Raw genomic sequence first — 24,156 nt, 5'->3', positions numbered from 1 at the left:
GCAAAAGTACAAAAAGTCCCGGAATACTCCGCCGTCGTGTCAGTCGGTGTCGGCCCTGTGTGTGGCAGAAAATTCTGCCATTTTGTCAAAACTCGCCTTTGGCACACCACTTGTTAATACTCATTGCGGATTTCAAACCAAAAACGAACAAATAAAAAACACACAATATTATGGGAAAAATCATAGGTATCGACCTTGGGACCACGAACTCTTGCGTAGCTGTAATGGAAGGCAATGAACCCGTCGTGATCCCCAACAGCGAAGGACACCGCACCACTCCTTCGATCGTGGCTTTCACCGAAAGCGGCGAACGTAAAGTGGGCGACCCGGCCAAACGTCAGGCCATCACCAACCCCAAACGGACCATCTTCTCGATCAAACGTTTCATGGGTGAAACCTACAACCAGGTCGGCGAAGAGATCAAACGTGTCCCCTACGAAGTCAAAGACGAAAACGGGGTGCCGCGTATCGCCATCGACGGACGTCTCTACAGCCCGCAGGAAATCTCGGCCATGACCCTTCAGAAAATGAAGAAAACCGCCGAAGACTACCTCGGACAGGAAGTCACCGAAGCCGTCATCACCGTGCCGGCATACTTCAACGACTCGCAGCGTCAGGCTACCAAGGAAGCCGGTGAGATCGCCGGTCTGAAAGTGGCCCGTATCATCAACGAACCGACCGCGGCCGCACTGGCCTACGGCCTCGACAAATCCGACAAGGATATGAAGATCGCCGTATATGACCTCGGTGGCGGTACGTTCGATATCTCGATCCTCGAACTGGGCGACGGCGTCTTCGAAGTGAAATCGACCAACGGTGATACCCACCTGGGCGGTGACGACTTCGACCACGTGATCATCGACTGGCTGGCCGAAGAGTTCCAGAAACAGCACAACGTCGACCTGCGTAAGGACCCGATGGCACTGCAACGTCTGAAAGAGGCTGCCGAAAAAGCCAAAATCGAACTCTCGAGCAGCGCTTCGACCGAAATCAACCTGCCGTACATCATGCCGATCGACGGTATTCCGCAGCACCTGGTTACCACGCTGACCCGTGCCAAATTCGAACAGCTGGCCGATCATCTGATCCACGCCACCATCGAACCCTGCCGCAAAGCGCTCCAGGATGCCGGTCTGACCGCTTCGCAGATCGACGACGTGATCCTCGTGGGTGGTTCGACCCGTATCCCGGCCATCCAGCAGATCGTGAAAGAGTTCTTCGGCAAGGAACCGTCGAAAAACGTCAACCCCGACGAAGTGGTGGCTATCGGTGCCGCTATCCAGGGCGGTGTGCTGACCGGTGAGGTCAAAGACGTGCTGCTGCTGGACGTTACCCCGCTGTCGCTGGGTATCGAAACCATGGGCGGCGTGATGACCAAACTGATCGACGCCAACACCACCATCCCGACCCGCAAGTCGGAAGTCTTCTCGACCGCGTCGGACAACCAGCCCTCGGTGGAAATCCACGTCCTGCAGGGCGAACGTCAGATGGCCCGCGACAACAAGACCATCGGTCGTTTCCACCTGGACGGCATCCCCGCCGCACCGCGTGGTGTGCCGCAGATCGAAGTGACCTTCGACATCGACGCCAACGGTATCCTGAACGTATCGGCCAAAGACCGCGGTACCGGTAAGGAACAGAGCATCCGTATCGAAGCCTCGTCGGGTCTGAGCGAAGCCGAAATCCAGCGGATGCGTGACGAAGCCAAAGCCAACGAAGCCAAGGACAAAGCCGAACGTGAACGGATCGACAAGATCAATGCTGCCGACTCGATGATCTTCAGCACCGAAAAACAGCTCAAAGAGTACGGCGACAAGATCCCGGCTGACAAGAAATCGGCCATCGAATCGGCGCTGAACGGTCTGAAAGAGGCTCACAAGGCTCAGAACCTGGCCGACATCGACAAATACACCGAAGCGTTGAACGCTGCATGGCAGGCTGCTTCGCAGGATATGTACAATGCTGCCGGTGCACAGGGCGGTGCCAATGCCAATCCGGGTGCCGGTGCGGCAGGTGCAGGCTCGAACGCACAGTCGCAGGGTAACGACGAACCGAAAGACGTTGAATTCGAGGAAGTGAAATAATTTCACACCTCAGTAGAGGTACCTGAACGGGCGCCCCGATCCGACTTTACTCGGATCGGGGCGTCTGTCGTTTTGTCGGTTCGGAACCGATGGCGTGCGTCCAGTTTCAGCGGCGTGCGGGAAACGGGAAGACGGCCGGGGGATTGGAACACAGGGGCGAAGGGGGAAGGATGGTCGGTAAAATGATCGCAAGAGATGGCTTAGGCAGTGTGACACACGAAGGGTATGAAACGGAGAGGGGTGTGATTGGGAAGGGGTGGAGTGCTGCGGGTGTGGGCGTTGCGGACGGTCCGGTGTGACCGGGAAAGTCGTGCAGGGCGTATGGCTGAGGTCTCTCTCGGGATCATCGGGCGGCGCATCCGCCGGGAAAATATGTACCTTTGTTCGAAAGGGCGGGCTGGAGATGGTGCGACCCTGTATATTTATAATGGATCATGGCGCGTCAGGCGCCGGATTGAAAAACTTTCACCCCATGTTAAAATCTCTGTTATTGGCAGTTGCAGCTGCAGGGTTGCTGGCGGGCTGCGCGTCGGAGACGACGTCGAAATGGCAACTGGTCTGGGAGGATGACTTCGACGGACCGATCGATTCGACCACGTGGTCGAAGATTCCCCGGGGAAAACCCGAGTGGGCCCAGAAAATGTCTTCCAATCCGCTATGTTACGATGTGCAGGATGGTCGGCTGATATTGCGGGCCATTGTGAATCCCGACGAAACGGATTCGGTGAAATTCCTGACCGGAGGCCTCTATACGAAAAAGAAACGGGCTTTTCACGGCGGACGGCTCGAGATTCGTGCCCGTTTGCAGGGTGCGCGCGGGGCTTGGCCTGCCATTTGGCTGAAACCCTTCGAAGAGGAGAAGTATCCGTGGCCGACCGGCGGTGAGATCGACATCATGGAGCACCTGAATTACGATACGATCGTTTATCAGACGATCCACTCCTATTATACCCACAATCTGGGAAAAAAACAGGATCCGCCGCAGGGTGGAACGGCTCCGATTCGCCCCGACGACTACAATGTGTACGGGGTGGAGATGTATCCCGATTCGTTGGTCTTCTTTGTCAACGATCGCCGGACGTTCATGTATCCGCGTCTGGAGAACGGCCCCGAGGAGCAGTTCCCGTTCGATCGTCCCTACTACCTGCTGGTCGACATGCAGCTCGGCGGCAGCTGGGTCGGCGCGATCGACCCGCAGGATGTGCCTGTCGAAATGGAGGTGGACTGGGTGCGCTATTACCAGGAGCGGAAGTAGAGAACCCGCGCATGCCGGGAAACCCATTCGGGCGCAGTTTGGTGCAGCTTGACGCGGCTTGATGCGGCGGTGCAGGGAGAGGCGTGAGTGTGGTCGGGCCGGTCGGTCGTGGGATAGCCGGTGAGCGGATGGCGGCGAGCCGTCGGATGGTCTGTGTGGGGCGGGGTTGTTCTGCGGAGGTGTGTGGCGTGCTGGCTACGAGGGGGGGGCGGGAAGTGTATGGGCCGGTGGGCGGCTGCCTGGCGATCGCAAAGGCGGCTCACTGAAGAGGTGGTTTGCAGAGAGGGAACGGGGTCATCCTTCACGGTTGAAACCGGGGTAAATGTAAAACGCCCGTCGATCGAAAGCTCGATCGACGGGCGTTTTGTGTCTATCCGGACGAGGCGGTGGAGGATCAGACGTTGAACAGGAAGTGCATGATGTCGCCGTCCTGCACGACGTAGTCTTTGCCTTCGATACCGATTTTGCCGGCCTCGCGGCAGGCCTTTTCGGAGCCCAGTGCCACGTAATCGTCGTACTTGATGACCTCGGCGCGGATGAAGCCGCGTTCGAAGTCGGTGTGGATGATGCCGGCAGCCTGCGGAGCTTTCGTCCCTTTGCTGTAGGTCCAGGCACGGGTTTCGTCGGGGCCGGTGGTGAAGTAGGTCTCCAGGTTCAGCAGCGCGTAAGCGGCGCGGATCAGGCGCGATACGCCCGACTCCTGCAACCCGAGGTCGGCCAGGAACATCTGACGCTCTTCGTAGCTCTCCAGCTCGGCGATGTCGGCTTCGGTGGCGGCGGCCACGATCAGCATCTGAGCTCCTTCGTCCTTGATGGCTTCGGCCACGGCGCGCGTGTGAGCGTTGCCGTCGACGGCCGAGGCTTCGTCGACGTTGCAGACGTAGAGCACCGGTTTGCTGGTCAGCAGGCAGAGGTCGGCCACCAGCTTTTCGTCCTCGCGGTTGTCGAGCGTCACGGTGCGGGCCGAGCGTCCCTGTTCGAGGGCCTCTTTGTAGCGGACCAAAATTTCGTAGAGGCGTTTGGCGTTTTTGTCACCGCCGCTCTGGGCCTGTTTCTGGACTTTGCCAAGGCGGCTTTCGACCGTTTCGAGGTCTTTCAGCTGGAGCTCCGTGTCGATGATCTCCTTGTCGCGCACCGGATCGACCGATCCGTCGACGTGGGTGATGTTGCCGTTTTCGAAGCAGCGCAGCACGTGGATGATGGCGTCGGTTTCACGGATATTGGCCAGAAACTTGTTGCCGAGACCCTCGCCTTTCGAGGCCCCTTTGACCAGACCGGCGATGTCCACGATCTCGATGGTGGTCGGTACGACCCGTTTCGGATTGTCGATCTCGACCAGTTTGTTGAGCCGCTCGTCGGGGACGGTGATCACGCCCACGTTCGGCTCGATGGTGCAGAACGGAAAGTTCGCCGCCTGGGCCTTAGCGTTCGAGAGGCAGTTGAAAAGCGTGGATTTGCCTACGTTCGGCAGGCCCACGATGCCGCATTGGAGTGCCATGGTATGTTTTCGCTATGAATTGACTGTAATGTTCGCTGTTTTCGGAGCCCAAAGATACGGTTAATTTTACATATTTCATGCAGTCGGGCGGCCGCTGGGCAGGGAATGGGCGCGTGTGCGAAGGGGAAGTGGCCTGTATGGACAGGGGGGCAGTGCGGTGCCCGGAGTGTGGAAACAGGGAGGGGTAGAAACCGGTGTGGCAGTCGGGGTGCCAGTGGGTGAGGCAGCCGGAGTGGAGCGGGGAGGTTGCCGGGGGGCAGGGGACAAAGTGTGCTTTCCGGAGTAAGGACAAAGGGGGGACACAATGCGTCGGGGTGGTTTGCCGTTAGCTTGAAAATCGTAACTTTGAAATCTGATACTATTCTCACGAAGATGAAACATACGTTCAGAACAGCCCTGGCGGCTGCGGCCGTGTTGCTGGGCGGCGCAGCACATGCCCAGAAGATCACGGCCGACCAGGCCACCCAGTTCCAGAAAATCAATCAGGTGATGTACCTGATCGCCAACGGATATGTCGATACGGTCAATATGCCGAAGCTGGTCGAAGGGGCCATCGTCAACATGTTGGGCCAGCTCGACCCCCATTCGACCTACCTCAGCGCCGAGGAACTCAAGACCGAAGAGGAGGAGGTCGAAGGCAACTTTGAAGGGATCGGTATCGAGTTCAACGTGCTGCGTGACACGATCGTGGTGGTGAACACCATTCCCGGCGGCCCGTCCGAGCAGGTCGGCTTGATGTCGGGCGACCGCATCGTCTACGTGAACGGCGAGCTGAAAACGAAGGTCAAACTCAACGACGTGCCCAAATTCCTGCGCGGGCCGAAGGGTACGCGCGCCGATCTGCGGGTGGTGCGTCCCGGAGTGGCCGATACGCTGGAGTTCAGCATCGTGCGCGACAAGATTCCGATGTACAGCCTCGACGCGGCCTACAAGGTCGATAAGAATACGGGTTACGTCAAACTCAACCGCTTCATGGCCACTACCAACGACGAATTGCAGAAGGCGCTCGGCGAGATGAAGGGCATCTCGTCGCTGGTGCTCGACCTGCGCGGCAATGGCGGCGGGCTGCTCGACCAGGCCTTCCGCGTGGCCTCGAACTTCCTCAAACCGGGCAGCCTGGTGGTCTACACCGAGGGACTCAACATGCCGCGTCAGGAGGCCAAAACGTCGGATGAACAGCCGCTGTACGGCGACGGAAAACTGGTCGTGCTGGTGGATGAAAGCTCGGCATCGGCTTCGGAGATCGTAGCCGGAGCCATGCAGGACTGGGACCGCGCGACGATCGTCGGCCGACGCACCTTCGGCAAGGGGCTCGTTCAGCAACAGGTGCCGCTCAACGACGGATCGGCCATCCGGCTGACCATCGCCCACTATTATACCCCCTCGGGACGCTCGATTCAGCGCCCCTACAAGCAGGGCGATGCCATGAGTTACTACCGGGACTTTGCTGACCGTTACAATTCGGGCGAACTGACCGACGGCAAGGCGGCTGCGGTCGATTCGTCGCAGGTCTTCAAAACGCTGGTCAAAGGGCGGACGGTCTATGGCGGCGGCGGAATCACGCCCGACGTCTATGTGCCGATCGACACGACGGGCTATTCGGAATACTGGAGCGGACTGGTCCGCAAAGGGGTGCTGCTGGAGTTTGCCGTGACGGAACTGGATGCACATCGGGCCGAATACAAGGAAAAATATAAGGATTTCGACGCCTTTGCCAGCGGATTCTCGCTCACGCCGGAGCAGGAGGCTCGACTGGTGGAACTGGGGCGTTCGCGCGGGGTCGAACTCGACCAGAAAGGGCTGGAGCGTTCGCGTCGGTTGATCGCCGCTCAGATCAAAGCGCTGATTGCCCAACGACTCTGGGATACGACGGCCTACTACCGGGTCATCAATGCCGAGACCGATCCCGACTTCGCGGCGGCCGTTGCCGAAGCTCGGAAATAGTTCTGCCCGGCCGTGCGAGTGTGCCGGAGGCCTGAACCTAAGAAAGCACGGCTTCGATCCTCCGGAAATAGCCATTCATTCAAAAGCCTGCCGACTGACAGCGGCAGGCTTTTTCGTACTTTAGCCTTTGCGGATTTTTCGCTACCTTTGGCCACCTCCCAAAATATCCCTGCTGACCATGTACTATGCCGAATATGCCGGCCATGCGCCGCAATTTTTTCATTCCGACGATCCCTTCTCGCTCGAAGCGGGCGGCGTGCTGCCCGAACTCACGCTGGCCTACCATACCTATGGTACGCTCAACGAAACGGGCGATAATGTCATCTGGGTGTGTCATGCGCTGACGGCCAGTTCCGACGTGGCCGAATGGTGGCCCGGTACGGTGGTCGAAGGGGGACTGCTCGATCCGACGCGCTATTTTATTGTGTGTGCCAACAAACTCGGCTCACCCTACGGATCGACCTCGCCCATTACGGTCAATCCGGCGACCGGCCAGCCGTGGTACCTCGACTTCCCTCAGATCACGGTGCGTGACATGGTGCGGGCCTATCAACTGCTGCGAAAGGCGTTGGGCATCCGGCGAATCCGAATGATTATCGGCGGCTCGACGGGCGGTTGTCAGGCGATGGAGTGGGCCATTGCGGAACCTGAACTGTTCGAAACGGTGGCCCTGACGGTTACGCTGCCCAAAACTACGCCTTGGATCGTGGCTGACAGCGAGGCGCAGCGCATGGCGATCGAAGCTGATCCTACCTTCTTTGAACCTCGCATCGATGGCGGGGAGCGGGGCTTGGCTGCGGCGCGAGCCGTGTCGATGCTGATTTATCGAAATTCGCTCACGTTCAACCGCACGCAGTATGATCCCGAAGAGAAACTGGACGATTTTCGGGCTTCGAGCTATCAGCGTTATCAGGGATCGAAGCTCTGCCGACGCTTCAATGCGCACTGCTATTACCGTTTGTTGCAGTCGCTCGACTCACACGATGTGGGACGCGGGCGTGGCGGAGTTGCCGCTGCACTGAAGCGCATCACGGCGCAGACGATTGTCATGGCGGTCGATACTGACATCATGTTCACCGAGCCCGAGGTGCGTGAAATGGCAGTGATGATCGGGGCCGATTATCACATTATTCATTCTGATTACGGGCACGACGGTTTTCTGATTGAGACTCCCGAAATTACGAGGATTCTGAAGAAATATCTTTGACGGGTTCGTGCCTGTGTTGGCGGGCACTACGGCAGGGCGGTTTTAACGGCACAAGCGATGCGGACATCGCCTGCTTCGCCACGAGCACCCGATTGATGGGTTCCTGACGACACAAGCGATACGTAGTATCGCCCGCTCCACCGCGAGCACGCGGGGCCCGCGCGGCAGCGCAGTCAATGAACGCTTTATTCGCAAACAAAAGCCCGCTCAAAGAGAAACGAACGATTCGCCCAATGGCGCGAATCGTTCGTTTCTTTCTTTATCGCGTTTCGCGGGCTTTTTGTGTGCAGCATTGAGGACAGTCCGGAACTGCCCTCACGCCGGGCGGGCGGTGGCTTCGGCCACACCGTCAGGGGGGTATTACCTCAAATAGATGCCATCCCAAAGTTTATGTATTGCGGCTGTTAGAGGTATTACCTCATTTGCTGGTTTGACAATTATTAGAAGTAATACCCAGTCATTGCTCCGCCGCGAGCACGCGGACGCTGCCCGCGCAGGGCAGTCGGAGAACGTTTTCATCTGAGAATTAAGCCCGCTTAAAGATAAAGGAACGATTCGTCCAATGGCGCGAATCGTTCCTTTATCTCTATTTCGCCGTCGCGGGCTTTTTGTGTGCAGCATTGAGAACAGTACGGAACCGCCCTCACGCCGGGCGGGCGGTGGCTTCGGCCACACCGTCAGAGGGGTATTGCCTCAAATAGATGTCATACGAAAGTTTATGCAATGCGGCTGTTAGAGGTATTACCTTATTTGTTGGTTTGACAATTATTAGAGGTAATACCCAGTCATTGCTCCGCCGCGAGCACGCGGACGCTGCCCGCGCAGGGCAGTCGGAGAACGTTTTCATCTGAGAATTAAGCCCGTTTAAAGATAAAGGAACGATTCGTCCAATGGCGCGAATCGTTCCTTTATCTCTATTTCGCCGTCGCGGGCTTTTTGTGCGCAGCATTGAGAACAGTCCGGAACCGCCCTCACGCCGGGCGGGCGGTGGCTCCGGCCACACCGTCAGAGGAGTATTACCTCAAATAGATGCCATCCCAAAGTTTATGTATTGCGGCTGTTAGAGGTATTACCTCATTTGCTGGTTTGACAATTATTAGAGGTAATACCCAGTCATTGCTCCGCCGCGAGCACGCGGACGCCGCCCGCGCAGGGCAGTCGGAGAACGTTTTAATCTGAGAATCAAGCCCGCTCAAAGATAAAGGAACGATTCGCGCCATTGGACGAATCGTTCCTTTATCTCTTTATCGCGTTTCGCGGGCTTTTTGTATGCAGCATTGCGAACAGTCCGGAACTGCCCTCACGCCGGGCGGGCGGTGGCTTCGGCCACACCGTCAGAGGGGTATTGCCTCAAATAGATGCCATCCCAAAGTTTGTACAATACGGCTGTTTGAGTATGTGGAGTAGGGTTGTTAAAACTCTTGCCGGCAATCTTTGCAGTAGTAGTGACAGCGGACGTTCCCGGCACTCATGGTCAGGGTGGAGAGTATGGTGGTCCAAATGATCCGCCATTTCGAGGCTCCTTGGGTGCCGAAAACAATTTGGTGCGATCCGCAGAAGGGACAGGTCTTGCCTTTCTCTTCGACCGGTTGGTTGAGGACCTCCATGGCGCGGTCGTAATCCTCGTCGGCCACGCCCAGGCGAATCTCGCGAACCTCTGACGACAAGTAGGAGACAACATTGTTGACCGTGTCGTTCAGCAGGCAGGATTCAATGCCGGCCGCTTCCAACTGACTCTGAGCCAGCGAAGCGTCAAATGACTGTTGGTAACTTCCTACGATTTTCATGGTGTCGGAGTTTAAAGGGATTCTTTCCCGCAAGTTAATCAAAATGACGTAGTTTTACAATCCGAAGTGTCTGAAAAAGAGGTTGTGTCTCGACCTGAATTCCACATAGTGAAGCGTGTCGGTTTTTCTATGGGCGGATCGGTTTATCGGAAAGGCTGATTATGCTGCCCATATCATCTTTTACGTTGGCCTCCAGGTATGTGATGGGATGACAGGGTAAGATTCACGAGGTTCCCCGGATGTAGCAAATCGAGTTGTGGTGATTGTCAAGTAAGTCAGATGCGTTCGTACGACGAGGGGCATATGTGCGGGCATTTGCAGCCCCGCAGAGAATCGGCGTAAAGCGTTCTCACTGTTTTTTCGTCGTAAGTATCAGACGGTGGGCAGAACGGCAGCAGGAGAAAAACAAAAGAGCAGTCGCTCATCGCAACTGCTCTTTGTGGAGTGACGCCGACAGGACTCAAACCTGTAACCTTCTGATCCGTAGTCAGATGCTCTATTCAATTAAGCTACGGCGCCAAACTCACCCGGGCTCTTGTCCCGAATGCGGTGCAAAGGTAAGTCACTTTTCTGCCTTTTCCAAAAAAATCGACCGATATTTTTTCTTTTTTTGATGATGGGCCGGAGCGAAACGTACAAAGTGTGGTTTTTTGAAGCTGCGCATCTGGAGGGCGTGTCATTCTCCGTAGTTCACTAACCGTGTGCTTCTGGTTTGAAATTCAGTATTTTGAACGAAGCGAGGAGGATGCGGCCACCTTAAAGTAAGGTGTACGGTGGGTGGTCAATCTTCGAATTTTACGGATGTTGGTGGAGTTGTCGTGTTTTTTGGTCCTTTTTGCTGAGGATTTTTCTGAGTCATTCGCTACTTTTGTATAACTAACCAAACCCCATGTTATGAAACTTTTACGGATTTTGCTCCCGGCGTTGCTTCTGTTCATGGCAACCGGGAATGCGGTTGCTCAGAAACTGGACGCGAATACACCGCACTATTGGACCTGGCGTCACTATTCGGCCGATGTCGATTGGGATGACTACTTTACCAAAATGACCGAAACCGGCATTCGCGGGATCGTCCTGCAGTGCGGGCCCAACGAGTTGCGCAAAGTGATTCCGATTGCCAAGAAGCACGGCGTTACGGTTTATGCCTGGCTGTGGGTGATCAACGATGGCGGCATCGCTCATCAGCACCCCGAATGGCTCGACTACAACCGGAACGGTGAATCGCTCAAAGATAAAAAAGCCTACGTCGATTACTATAAATTCCTCTCGCCGATCATTCCCGGCGTGCGGAAAGCGATTGCTGAAAAAATCGAAGAGGTCGCCAAGGTCGAAGGACTGGGAGGCATCAGCCTGGACTACTGCCGCTATGTGGACCAGATTCTGCCCACGACCCTCTGGGCCCAGTACGGGATCGTGCAGGACAAAGAGTATGCCGAGTGGGATTACGGCTACCACCCTGAAATGCTCAAGGCTTTCGAAAAGAAATACGGCTATGATCCTTCGAAACTCGAAGACCCGTCGCAGGACAGCGTGTGGCTCCAGTTCCGACTGGATCAGGTGACCGAAGTGGCCAACATGTTGGCCGACATCGCCCACCGCAACTCTATCGCCATCAGTGCCTCGCCCTTCCCGACGCCCTCCATGGCCCGTCGTATGGTACGTCAGGATTGGGGTCGTTGGAAACTGGACGTCGCTTTCCCGATGATTTATCAAGGATTCTATAACGGCGATACTACCTGGATTGCGAACTGTGTGCGCGAATGTGTCACCGTGAAACCCGAAACGATGATATGTTGCGGTTTGCACGTTCCGGACTTTTACAGCGGTGGTAAGGATGGGAAACCGACCCTGACCGAAGCCATGGGAGCTGCCATCTCGGCCGGAGCCAAAGGGATTGCCTTCTTTACCTTCGACGCGATGAACGAAGAGATGCGTGCCGAAGTGCGTCGCTTTATCGATGCACACCCGATGGAGTAGGCGCAGAATACTCACAGGGCGTGGGGGCTGAATGTCGGCGTAACGTCCGATGGGTATTGAGGTCCGGGGATTGAGGCCCACGACTGAGAGGTTGCGAAGGTGAGTGTGCAACGGGGGTGACGAAGAAGGAAAGGTAGGATGAGGGATGGATGGGAGCTGGGAGAGACCGGAAGTGGGGGCCCGAAGACAAGGGATCGCGGCGAGGGGCTGAGGAAAAGGATTGGGGAGACGGATTGGGGAAGAAGGTGGAGGGGGGGGCGAATCCCGTATCCAGCGTCGGTCGCAGCACTCGAAGCCCGTGAAATGAATATTGAAATTTAGAGTTTGATCCGAGCGGAGTTTTCATGTGAAACTCCGCTCGGATTTTTTTGTCCACATGGTGATGGGGAGAGTCTGATAAGGGAGTCCGGGGCGATGCCGGCGGGATGGTTCCGAATCGAGCCGGTGAACAGTCGGGGATTGTCATCCAGTTTCAGGGGGTGTTCAAAAACTATTGGACAGGAGTGGCCGGGCCCTCGTCCACAGCAGGGGCGGACGATGGAGCAAAGGGGCTCATCTCGGCCTGTTTCAGCAGTACCGGGCACTTCATCGACGGCGTCCGGCATCGGAACGCCTCCTGAATGATCATGCTTTTTCGTTCCAGCGTCTCGTCCTGGGTCTCGAGTTTCGTCTCGAGCTTTTCGACCTTGACGGTCAGGCGGTTGATTTCGTCCTGCAGCAGCGCGACGATTTTCGATGTTTCGTCGATCCGGCGGCTGTTCTTACCCAGAATCCAGCTCACCAGCGCGACCGCGATCGGCGCGATGACCGAGGTGATCCATGTGTCTGTCATATTGATACGAATATAAGTGGTTGAATAAATGATAGGCTGAGGTAATCTTTCTTCCCCTCGGCGGCTGTACGGTTCGACAGACGGGTGGGCCGAAACGATAATCGTTCCGACCTTGCGCGGAAGGCAGCAGGCGGTATCCGTGTGTACAGGCCCGGGGGAACGTGAGCAAAAATGGGGCGCAGCGGCGGTTTCTGCAAACGGCGGGCGAACGCTTTTCGTGAATCGGACCCGAGGGCGGATTTTTCGATAACCGGAATAGAACACGGGAGCCGAGCGAGAGCGCCACGTTCGTTATTCGTGTCGGGCAGGGCGGGAAACGATGCAATCCGTGTATGCAGGCCGGTGTACGCGAGGTGCGTCCCGGTATCGTCATGGCGAAGGCGGGCACGCAGACGAAACGACGGAATGGAGGGCAGGAACGACGGAAAATTTCCGTTTTTGGCGTATCTTTGAACTCGGTTCGATCGAACGCCGGCCGATCGTCGCACCTCCTTCCCGGACCGCCCTACTGAAAGGCTCTCCAGCCGGCGATACACATAGAAACTATGGCTAAGAAAGCGAGTCCCGAAGCGGACACCGACAAAAAATATGCGCTGACCCCCCTGATGAAGCAGTATTATGCCATCAAGGCGCAGCACCCGGATGCCATTCTGCTCTTCCGCGCCGGGGACTTTTACGAAACCTTCGGTCCCGACGCCATCACCGCCAGCAGCATCCTCGGCATTACGCTGACCAAGCGGGCCAATGGTGCCGCTGCCAGCGTCGAGCTGGCCGGATTCCCGTATCATGCGTTGGACGTCTACCTGCCGAAACTGGTGCGGGCCGGACAGCGCGTGGCCGTCTGCGAGCAGCTCGAAGACCCGAAACAGGCTAAAGGCATCGTCAAGCGCGGCGTCACGGAGCTGGTCACGCCCGGTATCACCTTCGACGACAATATTCTGGACCACCGCGAGAACACATACCTGGCCAGTGTGGCATTCGGTCCCAAGGGTCGTGCCGGAGTTGCGTTTATCGACATTTCGACCGGCGAATTTTATGCCGCCGAAGGGTCGTTGGACTACATCGACAAACTGCTGGCCAACCTGATGCCCAAAGAGATCGTTTACCGCAAGGGCGACGACGATCAGTTCCATCACGCATTCGGCGACCGCTACTATACCTACAAGCTCGACGAGTGGGCCTTCAACTACGACAGCAACCGCGAGAAACTGCTCAAGCAGTTCGACGTCACCTCCCTCAAGGGGTTCGGGATCGACCTGCTGCCGTTGGTCGTGAGCGCGGCCGGCGCCGTGATCTACTACCTGGAGTACACCGAACACAAGGACCTGTCGCACGTGCGGGGCATCTCGCGGCTCGACCAGGACAAGTACGTCTGGCTCGACCGCTATTCGATCCGCAACCTGGAGCTGTTCCACCCGTTGAGCGAAAACGGAACGTCGCTTACGGACGTGATCGACCGTACGCTCTGTCCGATGGGAGCGCGTCTGCTGCGACGCTGGATCTCGCTGCCGCTCAAGGACAAGGCGGCGATCGATGCGCGTTTGGAGGTGGTCGGCCACCTGATGCGTGACGCCAAACTGCGCGATGGGCTGATGGCCGAACTCGAGGAGATCGGCGATATGGAGCGAATCGTCTCCAAAATCGCCGTCGGACGTGTCAACCCCCGCGAACTGGTGCAGCTGGCCAAGGGGATTGCCGCGACGGAGCGTATCCGCACGTTGTGCGCCGAGAGTCCCAATGCCGAGCTGAGGCGGTTTGCCGAGCGCTTTGCCGACTGTTCGACCGCGCAGCAGGCCATCGAACGGCAAATACTGCCCGAACCGGCTCTGATTCCGGGTCGGGGGCCGGTGATCGCCCGCGGGGTTAGCGAAGAACTGGACCAGTTGCGCGACATTGCCACCGGCGGAAAGGATTACCTGTTGGCCCTGCAGCAACGCGAAAGCGAAGCGGCAGGCATCCCGCTGAAAATCAGTTATAACAATGTGTTCGGCTACTATATCGAGGTGCGTAACGCCCACCGCGACAAGGTGCCCGAAGGGTGGATCCGCAAGCAGACGCTGGTCAATGCCGAGCGTTACATCACCGAGGAGCTGAAGGAGTACGAGGAGAAGATTCTCGGGGCGGAAGATAAGATCAACGCCATCGAAGTACAGCTATACGGCGCGCTGGTCGGTTCTCTGCAGCCGATGGTCGCCACGATTCAGGGGAATGCCATGGCTGTGGCGGAGTTGGACTGTCTGCAGTCGTTTGCTCACGTGGCGATCGAACACCACTACTGCCGTCCCGAAATCACCGAAGACGATGTGTTGGAGATCAAGGACGGACGTCACCCCGTCATCGAACAGCGGCTGCCGATCGGCGAACCCTACATCCCGAACGACCTCTATCTGGACTCGACCACGCAGCAGATCATCATCATCACGGGGCCGAACATGGCCGGTAAATCGGCTCTGCTGCGGCAGACGGCGCTGATCGTGCTGCTGGCCCAGATCGGATGTTTCGTGCCGGCAACGTCGGCACGCGTGGGGCTGATCGACCGAATTTTTACGCGTGTGGGGGCGTCGGACAACATTTCGCAGGGCGAATCGACCTTTATGGTCGAGATGCTCGAGTCGGCCAATATCCTGAACAACATTTCGGGCCGGAGTCTGGTGCTGCTCGACGAAATCGGACGCGGTACCAGCACCTACGACGGGATCTCGATCGCCTGGGCCATGGTGGAGTACCTCCACGAACATCCCAACGGAAAGGCCAAAACTCTCTTTGCGACCCACTATCACGAACTAAACGAGATGGAGTCGCGTTTCGAGCGGATCAAGAACTTCAACGTACAGGTGCGCGAGGTGGACAAACGGGTGATCTTCCTGCGGAAACTGGTGCCGGGCGGAACGGAACACTCGTTCGGTATCCACGTGGCCAAGATGGCCGGCATGCCGCCGAGGGTGATCGATCGGGCCAAGGCGGTGCTCGAGGACTTGGAACGTCAGCGGCGTTCCGATGCCGGCGGAGGGAAGAACAGGGGGAAAGGGGCGCTGTCGGGGGCCGATTCGCCCGACATGTCGTCAGTCTCGACCGCCAAAGGGCGCAAGGGGACAAAAGGTCATCCGAACAGTTCCGACGGGGCGATGCAGCTCAGTTTTTTCCAGCTCGACGACCCGGTACTCAAGGAAATTCGGGATCAGATTCGCGGGCTCGATATCAACTCGTTGACCCCGCTCGAGGCGCTGAACAAATTGAACGAAATCAAGAAACTGTCGGGATTGTAGACGAAAGCTCTCGTACAATTATTTCCTGTACGATTATTTCCCGCTTGATTATTCTCGCACGATTGCAAAAGTCAGCGGCAGACACAATTAACAGTGTCTGCCGCTGGCCTTTTTATTACGTATAGTATGAGTCGTGCTGTGGTCAAGCGGATCGGTCTTGTGCTGTTAGGGGCGAACGCGGGCTAAGTGTAGCGGGGACTGCGCCTGTTGTCGGGTAGGGGAATTCCTATGGGGGAAGGCATGCCCTACGGGGGCTAAAGCAGCTCGTACCGCTGGTTGCGAAGCGCCGGAGTAAAGCCGGCGGCGCGAATGGCCTCCTGCATACGGGCGGCATCGATGGTCGTCCGACCCGAAAAGTCGGTTGAACTGACCACATTCTCTTCGATCATGATCGATCCCATATCGTTGGCCCCGCCGTGCAGCGCCATCTGACCGGCAGGAAGCCCGGTGGTCAGCCACGAGGCCTGTATGTTCGGGATGTTGTTCAGTACCAGCCGGCTGAGGGCGATTATCCGCAGAAATTCGGCCGTGTTGGCTCCGCCCGAGAGGCCTCGCTCGCGTTCGAGCTGCGTGCCGCGTCCCTGGTAGGGCCAGGCGATGAAAGCCAGAAAACCGGGAGCGTCGTCGGGTTTCAGCGATTGCAGATCGCGAATCTTCAGCAGGTGCAGGATGCGGTGCTCGGGTTTCTCGATGTGGCCGTACATCATGGTGGCCGAGGTGCAGAGCCCCATGCGGTGGGCGACGCGCATCACTTCGAGCCAGGTGTCGGCCGAACATTTACCGGGCGAAATTTCGTGGCGGATCTCGTTGTCGAGGATCTCGGCGCCGGCACCGGGCAGCGAATCGAGACCGGCACGACAGAGTCGTTCGAGGGTGGTGCGGTACCCTTCGGCGTCGTTGCTGAGGCCCGAAATGCGGGTAATGTGGGCAATCTCGGGCGGACCGAGGGCGTGGAGCTTGATGTTGGGGAATTCGCTCTTCAGGGTAGAGAAGAGCGTTTCGTACCAGCTGAGGTCGAGTTTCGGATGCAGACCGCCCTGGAGCAGCAACTGGTCGCCGCCGAGGGAGATGGTTTCGCGAATCTTTTGACGGTATTCGTCGAGGGTGGTGATGTAGGCGCGGTCCCGGTCGGCGAGGCGGCAGTGGAAGTTGCAGAATTTGCAGCAACTGATGCAGACGTTGGTAATGTTGACGTTGCGGTCGATCTGCCAGGTGACGATGTTGCCGGGGTGGAGCTGGCGGCGACGGGCGTCGGCCGCGGCCATCAGTTTGGCCAGCGGAATGTCGTTCCACAGCGTGAGGGCTTCGTGGAAGGTGAGCGGGTCGCCGGCGATGGCTTTGGTGAGTAATGCGGTGTGGTTCTCCATCTGTGAGGACGCTTTTCCTGCAAAGTTAGTGGTTTGGCCGGATATGTGGCGTGTGAAGGTGCTTTCTCTCCGGCGCACGAGTGTCTCTCTGCTCAGGGTTGCGTGGCGTTGCGAGGTATGAATCGGGGCGGAATCGATATGGAGCCGCTCCTCTGTGAATGGTGTCCGGGAAATGGTGTGCTAAGGAGGCAAACGGCGTTTTGCCGGGCGATTGGGGAATGGGGGGTGGTGCGTTGGGCGTCACTATCGGGTATGCGTTGCATCAGGCAGGGTTGCAATCAGACAGGGAAGAGGTGTTGGGCAGGGAGCTGGCGGGCTAAGTGGGGGCGAGTAGGGTGGATGAGTCGTACAAGGATGTGCGGAACATAAAAAAGGGAGGCGGATGCCATCGGCATCCGCCTCCCTTGGGTTTTCAGTAGTCGGGTGACTGACTATTTTTCCTGTTTGAGGGCTGCGTGGGCAGCTGCCAGACGTGCGATCGGCACGCGGAACGGCGAGCAGGATACGTAGTTCAGACCGGCGTAGTGGCAGAACTCTACCGAGCTCGGTTCACCACCGTGTTCACCGCAGATACCGCATTTGAGGCCTTCGCGTACGCCGCGACCTTTGAAGACGGCTTCACGGATCAGCTGACCAACGCCTTTGACGTCGAGGATCTGGAACGGGTCTTGTTTCAGGATGCCTTTTTTGAGGTATTCGGGCAGGAATTTACCGATGTCGTCGCGCGAGAAGCCGAGGGTCATCTGGGTCAGGTCGTTGGTACCGAACGAGAAGAACTGGGCTACTTCGGCGATTTCGTTGGCGGTAACGGCAGCACGCGGAACTTCGATCATCGTACCGATCATGTAGTCGATCTTGTCGTTGCGTTCTGCGAATACTTCTTCGGCAGTAGCGTCGATGATCTTCTTCTGGTATTTGAGCTCTTTATGGTTGCCGACCAGCGGTACCATGATTTCAACGTGTACGGGCATGCCTTTGGCTTTCACGTTCATGGCAGCCTCGATGATGGCACGGGTCTGCATTTCGGTGATTTCGGGGTAGGTGTTGCCCAGACGGCAGCCACGGTGACCGAGCATCGGGTTGACTTCGGCGAGCGATTCTACTTTTTCTTTGATCTTTTCGTAGCTTACACCCATTTCGGCTGCGAGTTCGCGCTGTTCTTTTTCGAAGTGGGGTACGAATTCATGCAGCGGCGGGTCGAGCAGACGAACGGTAACGGGGTTGCCTTCCATCACTTCGAAGAGGCCTTCGAAGTCGCCACGCTGGATCGGGAGCAGTTTGGCGAGGGCTTTGCGACGGCCTTGTTCGTCGTCGGCGAGGATCATTTCGCGCACGGCTTTGATGCGGTCGCCTTCGAAGAACATGTGTTCGGTACGGCACAGACCGATACCCTGGGCACCGAATGCGAAGGCTTGTTTAGCGTCGCGGGGGGTGTCGGCGTTGGCGCGAACTTTCAGGTGGGCGTATTTGTTGGCCAGATCCATCAGTTTGCCGAAGTCGCCGGAGAGGTCTGCGGCCTGGGTGGCTACCTGACCTGCGTAAACTTCGCCGGTCGAGCCGTTCAGCGAGATCCAGTCGCCTTCTTTCAGTACGGTGTCGCCGATGGTGAGGGTGCGGGCTTTGTAGTCTACCTGCAGGGCGCCGGCACCGGATACGCAGCATTTACCCATACCGCGGGCAACTACGGCTGCGTGGCTGGTCATACCACCGCGGGCGGTGAGGATACCGTTGGCGGCGTTCATACCCTTGAGGTCTTCGGGCGAGGTTTCGATGCGGACGAGGATGGTTTCCTTGCCGTTCTGTTTCCAGGCTTCGGCGTCGTCGGCGAAGAAGACGATCTGACCGGTGGCGGCACCCGGCGATGCGGGCAGACCTTTGGTCAGCACTTTGGCCGATTTAACGGCGTCTTTGTCGAATACCGGGTGGAGCAGTTCGTCGAGTTTGGCGGGTTCGACGCGCAGTACGGCGGTCTTTTCGTCGATCAGGCCTTCTTCGAGCATCTCCATGGCCATGCGGACCATTGCGGCACCGGTACGTTTGCCGGAGCGGGTCTGGAGCATCCACAGTTTACCGTCCTGGATGGTAAACTCGATGTCCTGCATGTCGGTGAAGTAGGTTTCGAGGTGGTTCTGGATTTCGTCGAGTTCTTTGTAAACGGCCGGCATTACCTCTTCGAGCGAGGGGTATTTGGCTTTACGTTCTTCTTCGGTGATCCCCTGGAGTTTGGCCCAGCGGCGCGAACCTTCGATGGTGATCTGCTGCGGGGTGCGGATACCGGCTACCACGTCTTCGCCCTGTGCGTTAACGAGGTATTCGCCGTTGAAGATGTTTTCGCCGGTAGCGGCGTCACGGGTGAAGGCTACACCGGTTGCGGAGTTGTCGCCCATGTTACCGAATACCATGGCCTGCACGTTCACTGCGGTACCCCAGTCGGAGGGGTATTTGTGCATCTGACGGTAGAGGATGGCGCGTTCGTTCATCCAGCTTTCGAACACGGCGCAGATGGCTCCCCAGAGCTGTTCCCACGGATCGTTCGGGAAGTCTTTGCCGGTCTGTTTGGTGACGGCGGCTTTGAATTTGGCGACCATTTCTTTCAGGTCGTCGGCGTTGAATTCAGTATCGTTGACGATGCCTTTGGCGGCTTTCATCTCGTCGATGATCTCTTCGAACGGGTCGTGGTCTTCTTTCGACTGCGGTTTCATGCCGAGAACCACGTCGCCGTACATCTGTACGAAACGACGGTACGAGTCCCATGCGAAGCGGGGGTTGCCGCTGCGTTTGGCGACGGCTTCCACGGCCTGGTCGTTCATACCGAGGTTCAGGATGGTGTCCATCATACCCGGCATCGAAACGCGGGCGCCCGAGCGTACCGACATCAGAAGCGGGTTGGTGGTCGAACCGAATTCCATGCCCATCTGGGCTTCTACTTCTTTCATGGCTTTTTCCACGTCGGGCTTGATCATGGCGATCACGCCTTCTTTGCCGTGAGTATAGAATTCGGTACATACTTCGGTGGTGATGGTGAAGCCGGCCGGTACCGGGATACCGATCAGGTTCATTTCGGCCAGGTTCGCACCTTTACCGCCGAGCAGTTCTTTCATCTTGCCGTTACCTTCGGCTTTTTTGTTGCCGAACGAATAAACGCGTTTTACGTTGGACATTGTGTGTTTTAGTTTATGAATTAATTGGCTGAATATCAATAAAATCCAATCCCTGCGGCCGCAAGACGGCGCTGGGGTCTGTCCGCAAATGTAAGCTATTTTTCGGGATTTTCATTGGGCGGATGCGCTTTTTGGTCTCCTTTTTCTTGCGAATGGCTCTGCCCGGGTGTTTTTGAACAGAAAATCCCCGCACTCGGGGTGGTGAGTGCGGGGACGGGGCGGAAACTGAGACCGTTTCAGCGGGTCTCGGCCGGAACGGGCGTGTGGAGATACCGCAGGTAGCTGTGGTAGCAGATGCCGAACTGGGGATAGACGAACTTGCGCCATACCCATTTGTAACATCGGTCGTGTCGTTCCGGTTCGTAGTGCTGGGCGGTCAGCTCCTGGAGGGCCTTGGCCCGTTTGTAATATCCTTTTTTATTATAAGCCATGATGGGATAGGTGTTGCGGAGGGGTGGGGTGTCCGTTCCGGCGGTCGTGATGCGGGTATGTCCCGGGGAACCGGGCCGAATCGGGCGGTGCGGGCCGGTTGTGTCGGGGTGGCTGGGCTGACCGGCCGCACATATTCCCTTTCCTCTGAATAATATATGTAATAGATATTTTGTTGTCTCTCTCCGAATCCGGGGCATGTCTTTTTTATGTATTGTCGCAGCTGTTGGGGTAGGCTGGGGGAGCGCGTGCCGGCGGTTGTGGCTTTTCGGAAAGAAATCGGTTTGCTACTTATTAATAAAGTAGCGGTGAGGGTTAGGCTTTGACTTCGGTACGTTCGATGCCGACAAAGATGTAGCCGTTCGGGGTGGCTTCGCGGGCGTAGCTGGCAATCAGTTCGCAGCTGAGCGTGGCGGGCAGGAATCCGATGACGCGTTTGTAGTCGCCCGGACGGACGCGGAACGGGTTGGCATTGGCTTTCATGTAGATGGCGGTTACTTTCATGGTGGTAGTTTTTGGGGGGTGATTCGTGGGTGAATGTTTTGTGGCTCTCTGGAGTAGGGGGCGGTTTTATAGAACGACGATCCGGTCTTCGCGTACGATCTCGATGCCCTGTGTGGTCAGCAGTCGGCGGACGTTTTTGTCGGCGCAGCCGAAGAGTTTGCCGAAATCGCATGCGAGTCGCACGTAGGCGGCCGGCAGACGGGCAGCCAGTTCGTTGCGGGCCGAGGTATTCATCGGGAGGCCGTTCTGGAGCGGTTTGGCGGCGCCGGCACGCAGGGCGAGGGTGCCGCTGTCCAGCGCCAGACGTCCTTCGACGAACTGGTCCAAGTGGCTGTTTCCGTAGGCTTCGATGATGCGTTCGGCTTCGGCCATTTGGGATTCGGAGTGTTGTTTGGCGGTTTTGGCGGTGCGGTAGAGGGCGATGGCTTGTTCGGCCTCTTCGCGAGTAATGGGGGTGGTCATGGTGTCTGTTTTTAAAGGTTTGGGGTTGTTGCGGCGTTCGACCCAGGTGCACTCGTCGATCCGTTCGTAGTGAACGGCCAGCGGACGGCGGAGTGCCTTGACCCGGTCGAGAACGGTTTGCGCTTCGACGCGTCGCTCGTTGACCTCTTCGAATGTCCAGCTCATCAGTTGTAGTCGGACGAAGGGTGGATCTTGCGGGTCGGGTTCAGTCGCCGGCAGAACTGTTCGGCCCGGGGGTGTCGGTTGCTGCGGCCGGCGAGGCGGGTCCGGAGCAGATGGCATACATTTTTCATAGTCTTGTGGATTAAAGTGAATTTGTCATACATTTTGTAATTGAACTACGGGGCAAATATAATACATTTTGTATTTGAAAAATACATTGTGATGAAAAATATGTGAAGGTATGGCATTATTTTGTTATATATATTGATAATCAGTGGTATAGTTAAATATAAGCAGTGTGTCGGAAGTACTTTGTGTTGCGAGGTGATGATTTTTAATAATACATAAAATATTATTTTGCTGAATTATACTGAGGGGCTTGTGAAGTGAAAGTGCTGCTGGATTGCGGAGTGGTGGAGTGGGGTGTTGTGAGAGCAGGATGGTATGGCTTTCTTGCGGGGCATTCGATGGGAGATTGTGGTCGGGATTACAAATCGTATCGGTGGAGAGTCGGGTAAGGGTGCAGGTTGTCTGGGAATGGGGCGGCCGGACGGAAATGACCCGGGGTCAGGAAGTTTGCGGTGGAGAAAACGGCGAAAATCCGCCTCAATTTGTGGAAACTAAGAAAATAAAACGCTATCTTTGTCCTTTAAAAACAACGAAACCACATAACGACATACAGCAGTGAAAAAAATCAAAGGCGCGCTGATCTCCGTCTTCTACAAAGACGGCCTGGCAGAGATCGTTAAGGAACTGGATAAACACGGAGTCAAAATATACTCGACCGGCGGTACGCAGACCTTCATCGAAGGCCTCGGCGTGAAAGCCCATGCGGTCGAAGACCTCACCGGCTACCCCTCTATCTTCGGCGGCCGCGTCAAAACACTGCACCCGAAAGTATTCGGCGGCATCCTCTACCGCCGCGACAACGACGGCGACCAGCAGCAGGCCACCGAATATGAAATTCCGGATATCGATCTGGTGATCGTCGACCTCTATCCCTTCGAACAGACCGTCGCTACGCCCGGTGCTACCGAACAGCAGATCATCGAAAAGATCGACATCGGAGGTATCTCGCTCATCCGTGCCGCTGCCAAAAACTACAAGGACGTGGCCATCGTGCCGAGCGTTGCTCAGTACGGCTACATCCTCGACCTGATTACCCGTCAGGACGGCTGCACCACCCTCGAACAACGCCGCCACCTGGCTGCCGAAGCCTTCAACGTCAGCTCGCACTACGATACGGCTATCTTCAACTACTTCAACCGTACCGAAGGTATTCCCGCCTTCAAACAGAGTTTCACCGAAGCCAAGGCTACCCACTTGCGTTATGGCGAAAACCCCCATCAGGCCGCTACCTTCTTTGGCGACCTCTCGGCACAGTTCGAACAGCTCCACGGTAAGGAGATTTCCTATAACAATATGCTCGACATGGATGCGGCCGTGAACCTTATCGCCGAATTCGGCGACAGCGATCCCGCCTTCGTCATCATGAAACACAACAATGCCTGCGGCGTGGCCGTTCGTCCGACCCTGGTCGAGGCTTGGAAAGACGCCCTGGCCGGTGACCCCGTTTCGGCATTCGGCGGCGTGCTCATCACCAACCGCCCCGTGGACAAGGCTACTGCCGAAAAAATCAACGAAATCTTCTTCGAAGTTATCATGGCTCCGGGCTATGACGACGACGCGCTCGCTATCCTCGAAACCAAAAAGAACCGCATCATCCTCAAAACCAAAGAGGTGGCCCGTTGCGACAAACAGTTCCGCTCGCTGCTCGGCGGGGTGGCTGTTCAGGAACGCGACGCCAAGGTCGGCGGTCAGGATTCCGAAGTGAAACAGGTGACCGACAAGGCTATCACCGCCGAAGAACTGAAAGACCTGATCTTCGCCAACAAGATCGTGAAACACTCCAAATCCAACGCCATCGTGCTGGCCAAAAACGGAATGCTGCTGGCCAGCGGGATCGGTCAGACCTCGCGCGTGGACTCGCTCAAACAGGCCATTGCCAAAGCTAAATCCTTCGGCTTCGACCTGCGCGGTGCCGTGCTCGCGTCGGATGCCTTCTTCCCCTTCGCCGACTGTGCCGAAATCGCACACAAGGAGGGTATCGATACCCTGATCCAGCCCGGTGGATCGGTACGCGATCAGGATACCATCGACTACTGCAACGCCAACGGGATGGCCATGGTCTTCACCGGCCTGCGCCACTTCAAACACTAGG

The 24,156-nt window shown here is 57.0% G+C and carries 16 protein-coding genes and 1 tRNA gene; 7 read left to right on the top strand and 10 right to left on the bottom strand.

Features of this window, described 5'->3' with window-relative positions:
• The first annotated feature begins 170 nt into the window (after nt 1-170).
• Nucleotides 171-2,084, top strand: coding sequence for a molecular chaperone DnaK (dnaK, locus tag BQ5379_RS04560; protein ID WP_071134343.1), 1,914 nt, complete (start codon nt 171-173; stop codon nt 2,082-2,084).
• Nucleotides 2,085-2,556: 472 nt separating this feature from the next.
• On the top strand, nt 2,557-3,339 hold the full coding sequence (locus BQ5379_RS04550; protein ID WP_071134341.1) for a glycoside hydrolase family 16 protein: 783 nt from the start codon (nt 2,557-2,559) through the stop codon (nt 3,337-3,339).
• Nucleotides 3,340-3,733: 394 nt separating this feature from the next.
• On the opposite strand, the gene ychF is transcribed toward BQ5379_RS04550, so the two are convergent.
• Nucleotides 3,734-4,837, bottom strand: coding sequence for a redox-regulated ATPase YchF (gene ychF, locus BQ5379_RS04545; protein ID WP_071134340.1), 1,104 nt, complete (start codon nt 4,835-4,837; stop codon nt 3,734-3,736).
• Nucleotides 4,838-5,209: 372 nt separating this feature from the next.
• Here ychF and BQ5379_RS04540 point away from each other — a divergent pair, with 372 nt between their 5' ends.
• Both BQ5379_RS04540 and BQ5379_RS04535 read left to right on the top strand, forming a co-directional pair.
• Nucleotides 5,210-6,781 (top strand): S41 family peptidase, encoded by a 1,572-nt coding sequence (locus BQ5379_RS04540; protein WP_071134339.1) that lies wholly within the window; start codon nt 5,210-5,212, stop codon nt 6,779-6,781.
• A gap of 178 nt (nt 6,782-6,959) precedes the next feature.
• A complete protein-coding gene (locus BQ5379_RS04535; RefSeq protein ID WP_071134338.1) occupies nt 6,960-7,988 on the top strand; it encodes a homoserine O-acetyltransferase family protein in 1,029 nt (342 codons plus the stop codon).
• Between the two features lie 1,412 nt (nt 7,989-9,400).
• Here the strand turns inward: BQ5379_RS04535 and BQ5379_RS04530 are convergent.
• Together BQ5379_RS04530 and BQ5379_RS04525 are read right to left on the bottom strand one after the other, a co-directional pair.
• On the bottom strand, nt 9,401-9,775 hold the full coding sequence (locus tag BQ5379_RS04530) for a putative signal transducing protein (protein ID WP_071134337.1): 375 nt from the start codon (nt 9,773-9,775) through the stop codon (nt 9,401-9,403).
• 445 nt (nt 9,776-10,220) lie between these two features.
• Nucleotides 10,221-10,294, bottom strand: a tRNA-Arg gene (locus BQ5379_RS04525).
• Nucleotides 10,295-10,669: 375 nt separating this feature from the next.
• Here BQ5379_RS04525 and BQ5379_RS04520 point away from each other — a divergent pair.
• Nucleotides 10,670-11,752, top strand: coding sequence for a family 10 glycosylhydrolase (locus BQ5379_RS04520; RefSeq protein ID WP_083377585.1), 1,083 nt, complete (start codon nt 10,670-10,672; stop codon nt 11,750-11,752).
• Nucleotides 11,753-12,242: 490 nt separating this feature from the next.
• On the opposite strand, the gene BQ5379_RS04515 is transcribed toward BQ5379_RS04520, so the two are convergent.
• Nucleotides 12,243-12,584, bottom strand: a complete 342-nt coding sequence (locus BQ5379_RS04515; protein WP_071134335.1) for a hypothetical protein — start codon at nt 12,582-12,584, stop codon at nt 12,243-12,245.
• A gap of 545 nt (nt 12,585-13,129) precedes the next feature.
• On the opposite strand from BQ5379_RS04515, the gene mutS reads away from it, so the two are divergent.
• Nucleotides 13,130-15,850: a DNA mismatch repair protein MutS gene (mutS, locus tag BQ5379_RS04510; protein WP_071134334.1), complete on the top strand. Its 2,721-nt coding sequence runs from the start codon at nt 13,130-13,132 to the stop codon at nt 15,848-15,850.
• A 254-nt stretch (nt 15,851-16,104) separates the two neighbouring features.
• On the opposite strand, the gene BQ5379_RS04505 is transcribed toward mutS, so the two are convergent.
• The 6 genes from BQ5379_RS04505 to BQ5379_RS11370 form a co-directional block, all read right to left on the bottom strand.
• Nucleotides 16,105-17,217, bottom strand: coding sequence for a CofH family radical SAM protein (locus BQ5379_RS04505; RefSeq protein ID WP_071134333.1), 1,113 nt, complete (start codon nt 17,215-17,217; stop codon nt 16,105-16,107).
• Between the two features lie 431 nt (nt 17,218-17,648).
• Nucleotides 17,649-20,378 carry a pyruvate, phosphate dikinase gene (ppdK, locus tag BQ5379_RS04500; RefSeq protein WP_071134332.1) on the bottom strand — a complete coding sequence of 910 codons (2,730 nt, stop codon included), beginning with the start codon at nt 20,376-20,378 and terminating at the stop codon, nt 17,649-17,651.
• A 236-nt stretch (nt 20,379-20,614) separates the two neighbouring features.
• Nucleotides 20,615-20,809 (bottom strand): hypothetical protein, encoded by a 195-nt coding sequence (locus BQ5379_RS04495; RefSeq protein WP_071134331.1) that lies wholly within the window; start codon nt 20,807-20,809, stop codon nt 20,615-20,617.
• A gap of 313 nt (nt 20,810-21,122) precedes the next feature.
• The gene (locus BQ5379_RS04490; RefSeq protein ID WP_071134330.1) at nt 21,123-21,311 is read right to left on the bottom strand and encodes a hypothetical protein; all 189 of its coding nucleotides are present in this window, start codon (nt 21,309-21,311) and stop codon (nt 21,123-21,125) included.
• 66 nt (nt 21,312-21,377) lie between these two features.
• Nucleotides 21,378-21,938, bottom strand: a complete 561-nt coding sequence (locus BQ5379_RS04485) for a hypothetical protein (protein ID WP_071134329.1) — start codon at nt 21,936-21,938, stop codon at nt 21,378-21,380.
• Nucleotides 21,938-22,066: a hypothetical protein gene (locus BQ5379_RS11370; RefSeq protein WP_262493654.1), complete on the bottom strand. Its 129-nt coding sequence runs from the start codon at nt 22,064-22,066 to the stop codon at nt 21,938-21,940. Before BQ5379_RS11370 ends, BQ5379_RS04485 begins: the two co-directional genes overlap by 1 nt.
• A 553-nt stretch (nt 22,067-22,619) precedes the next feature.
• On the opposite strand from BQ5379_RS11370, the gene purH reads away from it, so the two are divergent.
• Nucleotides 22,620-24,155, top strand: coding sequence for a bifunctional phosphoribosylaminoimidazolecarboxamide formyltransferase/IMP cyclohydrolase (purH, locus tag BQ5379_RS04480; protein ID WP_071134328.1), 1,536 nt, complete (start codon nt 22,620-22,622; stop codon nt 24,153-24,155).
• Nucleotide 24,156 lies beyond the last annotated feature (1 nt).

This window comes from Millionella massiliensis, assembly GCF_900104655.1.
Taxonomy (GTDB): Bacteria; Bacteroidota; Bacteroidia; order Bacteroidales; family Rikenellaceae; genus Rikenella; species Rikenella massiliensis.
Note: the sequence above shows the minus strand (reverse complement) of the source record. Positions and strands in the feature narration are given on the sequence as shown.

What these genes read in the sequence shown, in the direction of transcription:
- ppdK (WP_071134332.1), bottom strand. Translation starts at nt 20,378, where the DNA reads ATGTCCAACGTAAAACGCGTTTATTCGTTCGGCAACAAAAAAGCCGAA.
- ychF (WP_071134340.1), bottom strand. Translation starts at nt 4,837, where the DNA reads ATGGCACTCCAATGCGGCATCGTGGGCCTGCCGAACGTAGGCAAATCC.
- BQ5379_RS11370 (WP_262493654.1), bottom strand. Translation starts at nt 22,066, where the DNA reads ATGAAAAATGTATGCCATCTGCTCCGGACCCGCCTCGCCGGCCGCAGC.
- BQ5379_RS04550 (WP_071134341.1), top strand. Translation starts at nt 2,557, where the DNA reads ATGTTAAAATCTCTGTTATTGGCAGTTGCAGCTGCAGGGTTGCTGGCG.
- dnaK (WP_071134343.1), top strand. Translation starts at nt 171, where the DNA reads ATGGGAAAAATCATAGGTATCGACCTTGGGACCACGAACTCTTGCGTA.
- BQ5379_RS04540 (WP_071134339.1), top strand. Translation starts at nt 5,210, where the DNA reads ATGAAACATACGTTCAGAACAGCCCTGGCGGCTGCGGCCGTGTTGCTG.
- BQ5379_RS04535 (WP_071134338.1), top strand. Translation starts at nt 6,960, where the DNA reads ATGTACTATGCCGAATATGCCGGCCATGCGCCGCAATTTTTTCATTCC.
- BQ5379_RS04530 (WP_071134337.1), bottom strand. Translation starts at nt 9,775, where the DNA reads ATGAAAATCGTAGGAAGTTACCAACAGTCATTTGACGCTTCGCTGGCT.
- BQ5379_RS04505 (WP_071134333.1), bottom strand. Translation starts at nt 17,217, where the DNA reads ATGGAGAACCACACCGCATTACTCACCAAAGCCATCGCCGGCGACCCG.
- BQ5379_RS04520 (WP_083377585.1), top strand. Translation starts at nt 10,670, where the DNA reads ATGAAACTTTTACGGATTTTGCTCCCGGCGTTGCTTCTGTTCATGGCA.
- BQ5379_RS04490 (WP_071134330.1), bottom strand. Translation starts at nt 21,311, where the DNA reads ATGAAAGTAACCGCCATCTACATGAAAGCCAATGCCAACCCGTTCCGC.
- BQ5379_RS04515 (WP_071134335.1), bottom strand. Translation starts at nt 12,584, where the DNA reads ATGACAGACACATGGATCACCTCGGTCATCGCGCCGATCGCGGTCGCG.
- mutS (WP_071134334.1), top strand. Translation starts at nt 13,130, where the DNA reads ATGGCTAAGAAAGCGAGTCCCGAAGCGGACACCGACAAAAAATATGCG.
- BQ5379_RS04495 (WP_071134331.1), bottom strand. Translation starts at nt 20,809, where the DNA reads ATGGCTTATAATAAAAAAGGATATTACAAACGGGCCAAGGCCCTCCAG.
- BQ5379_RS04485 (WP_071134329.1), bottom strand. Translation starts at nt 21,938, where the DNA reads ATGAGCTGGACATTCGAAGAGGTCAACGAGCGACGCGTCGAAGCGCAA.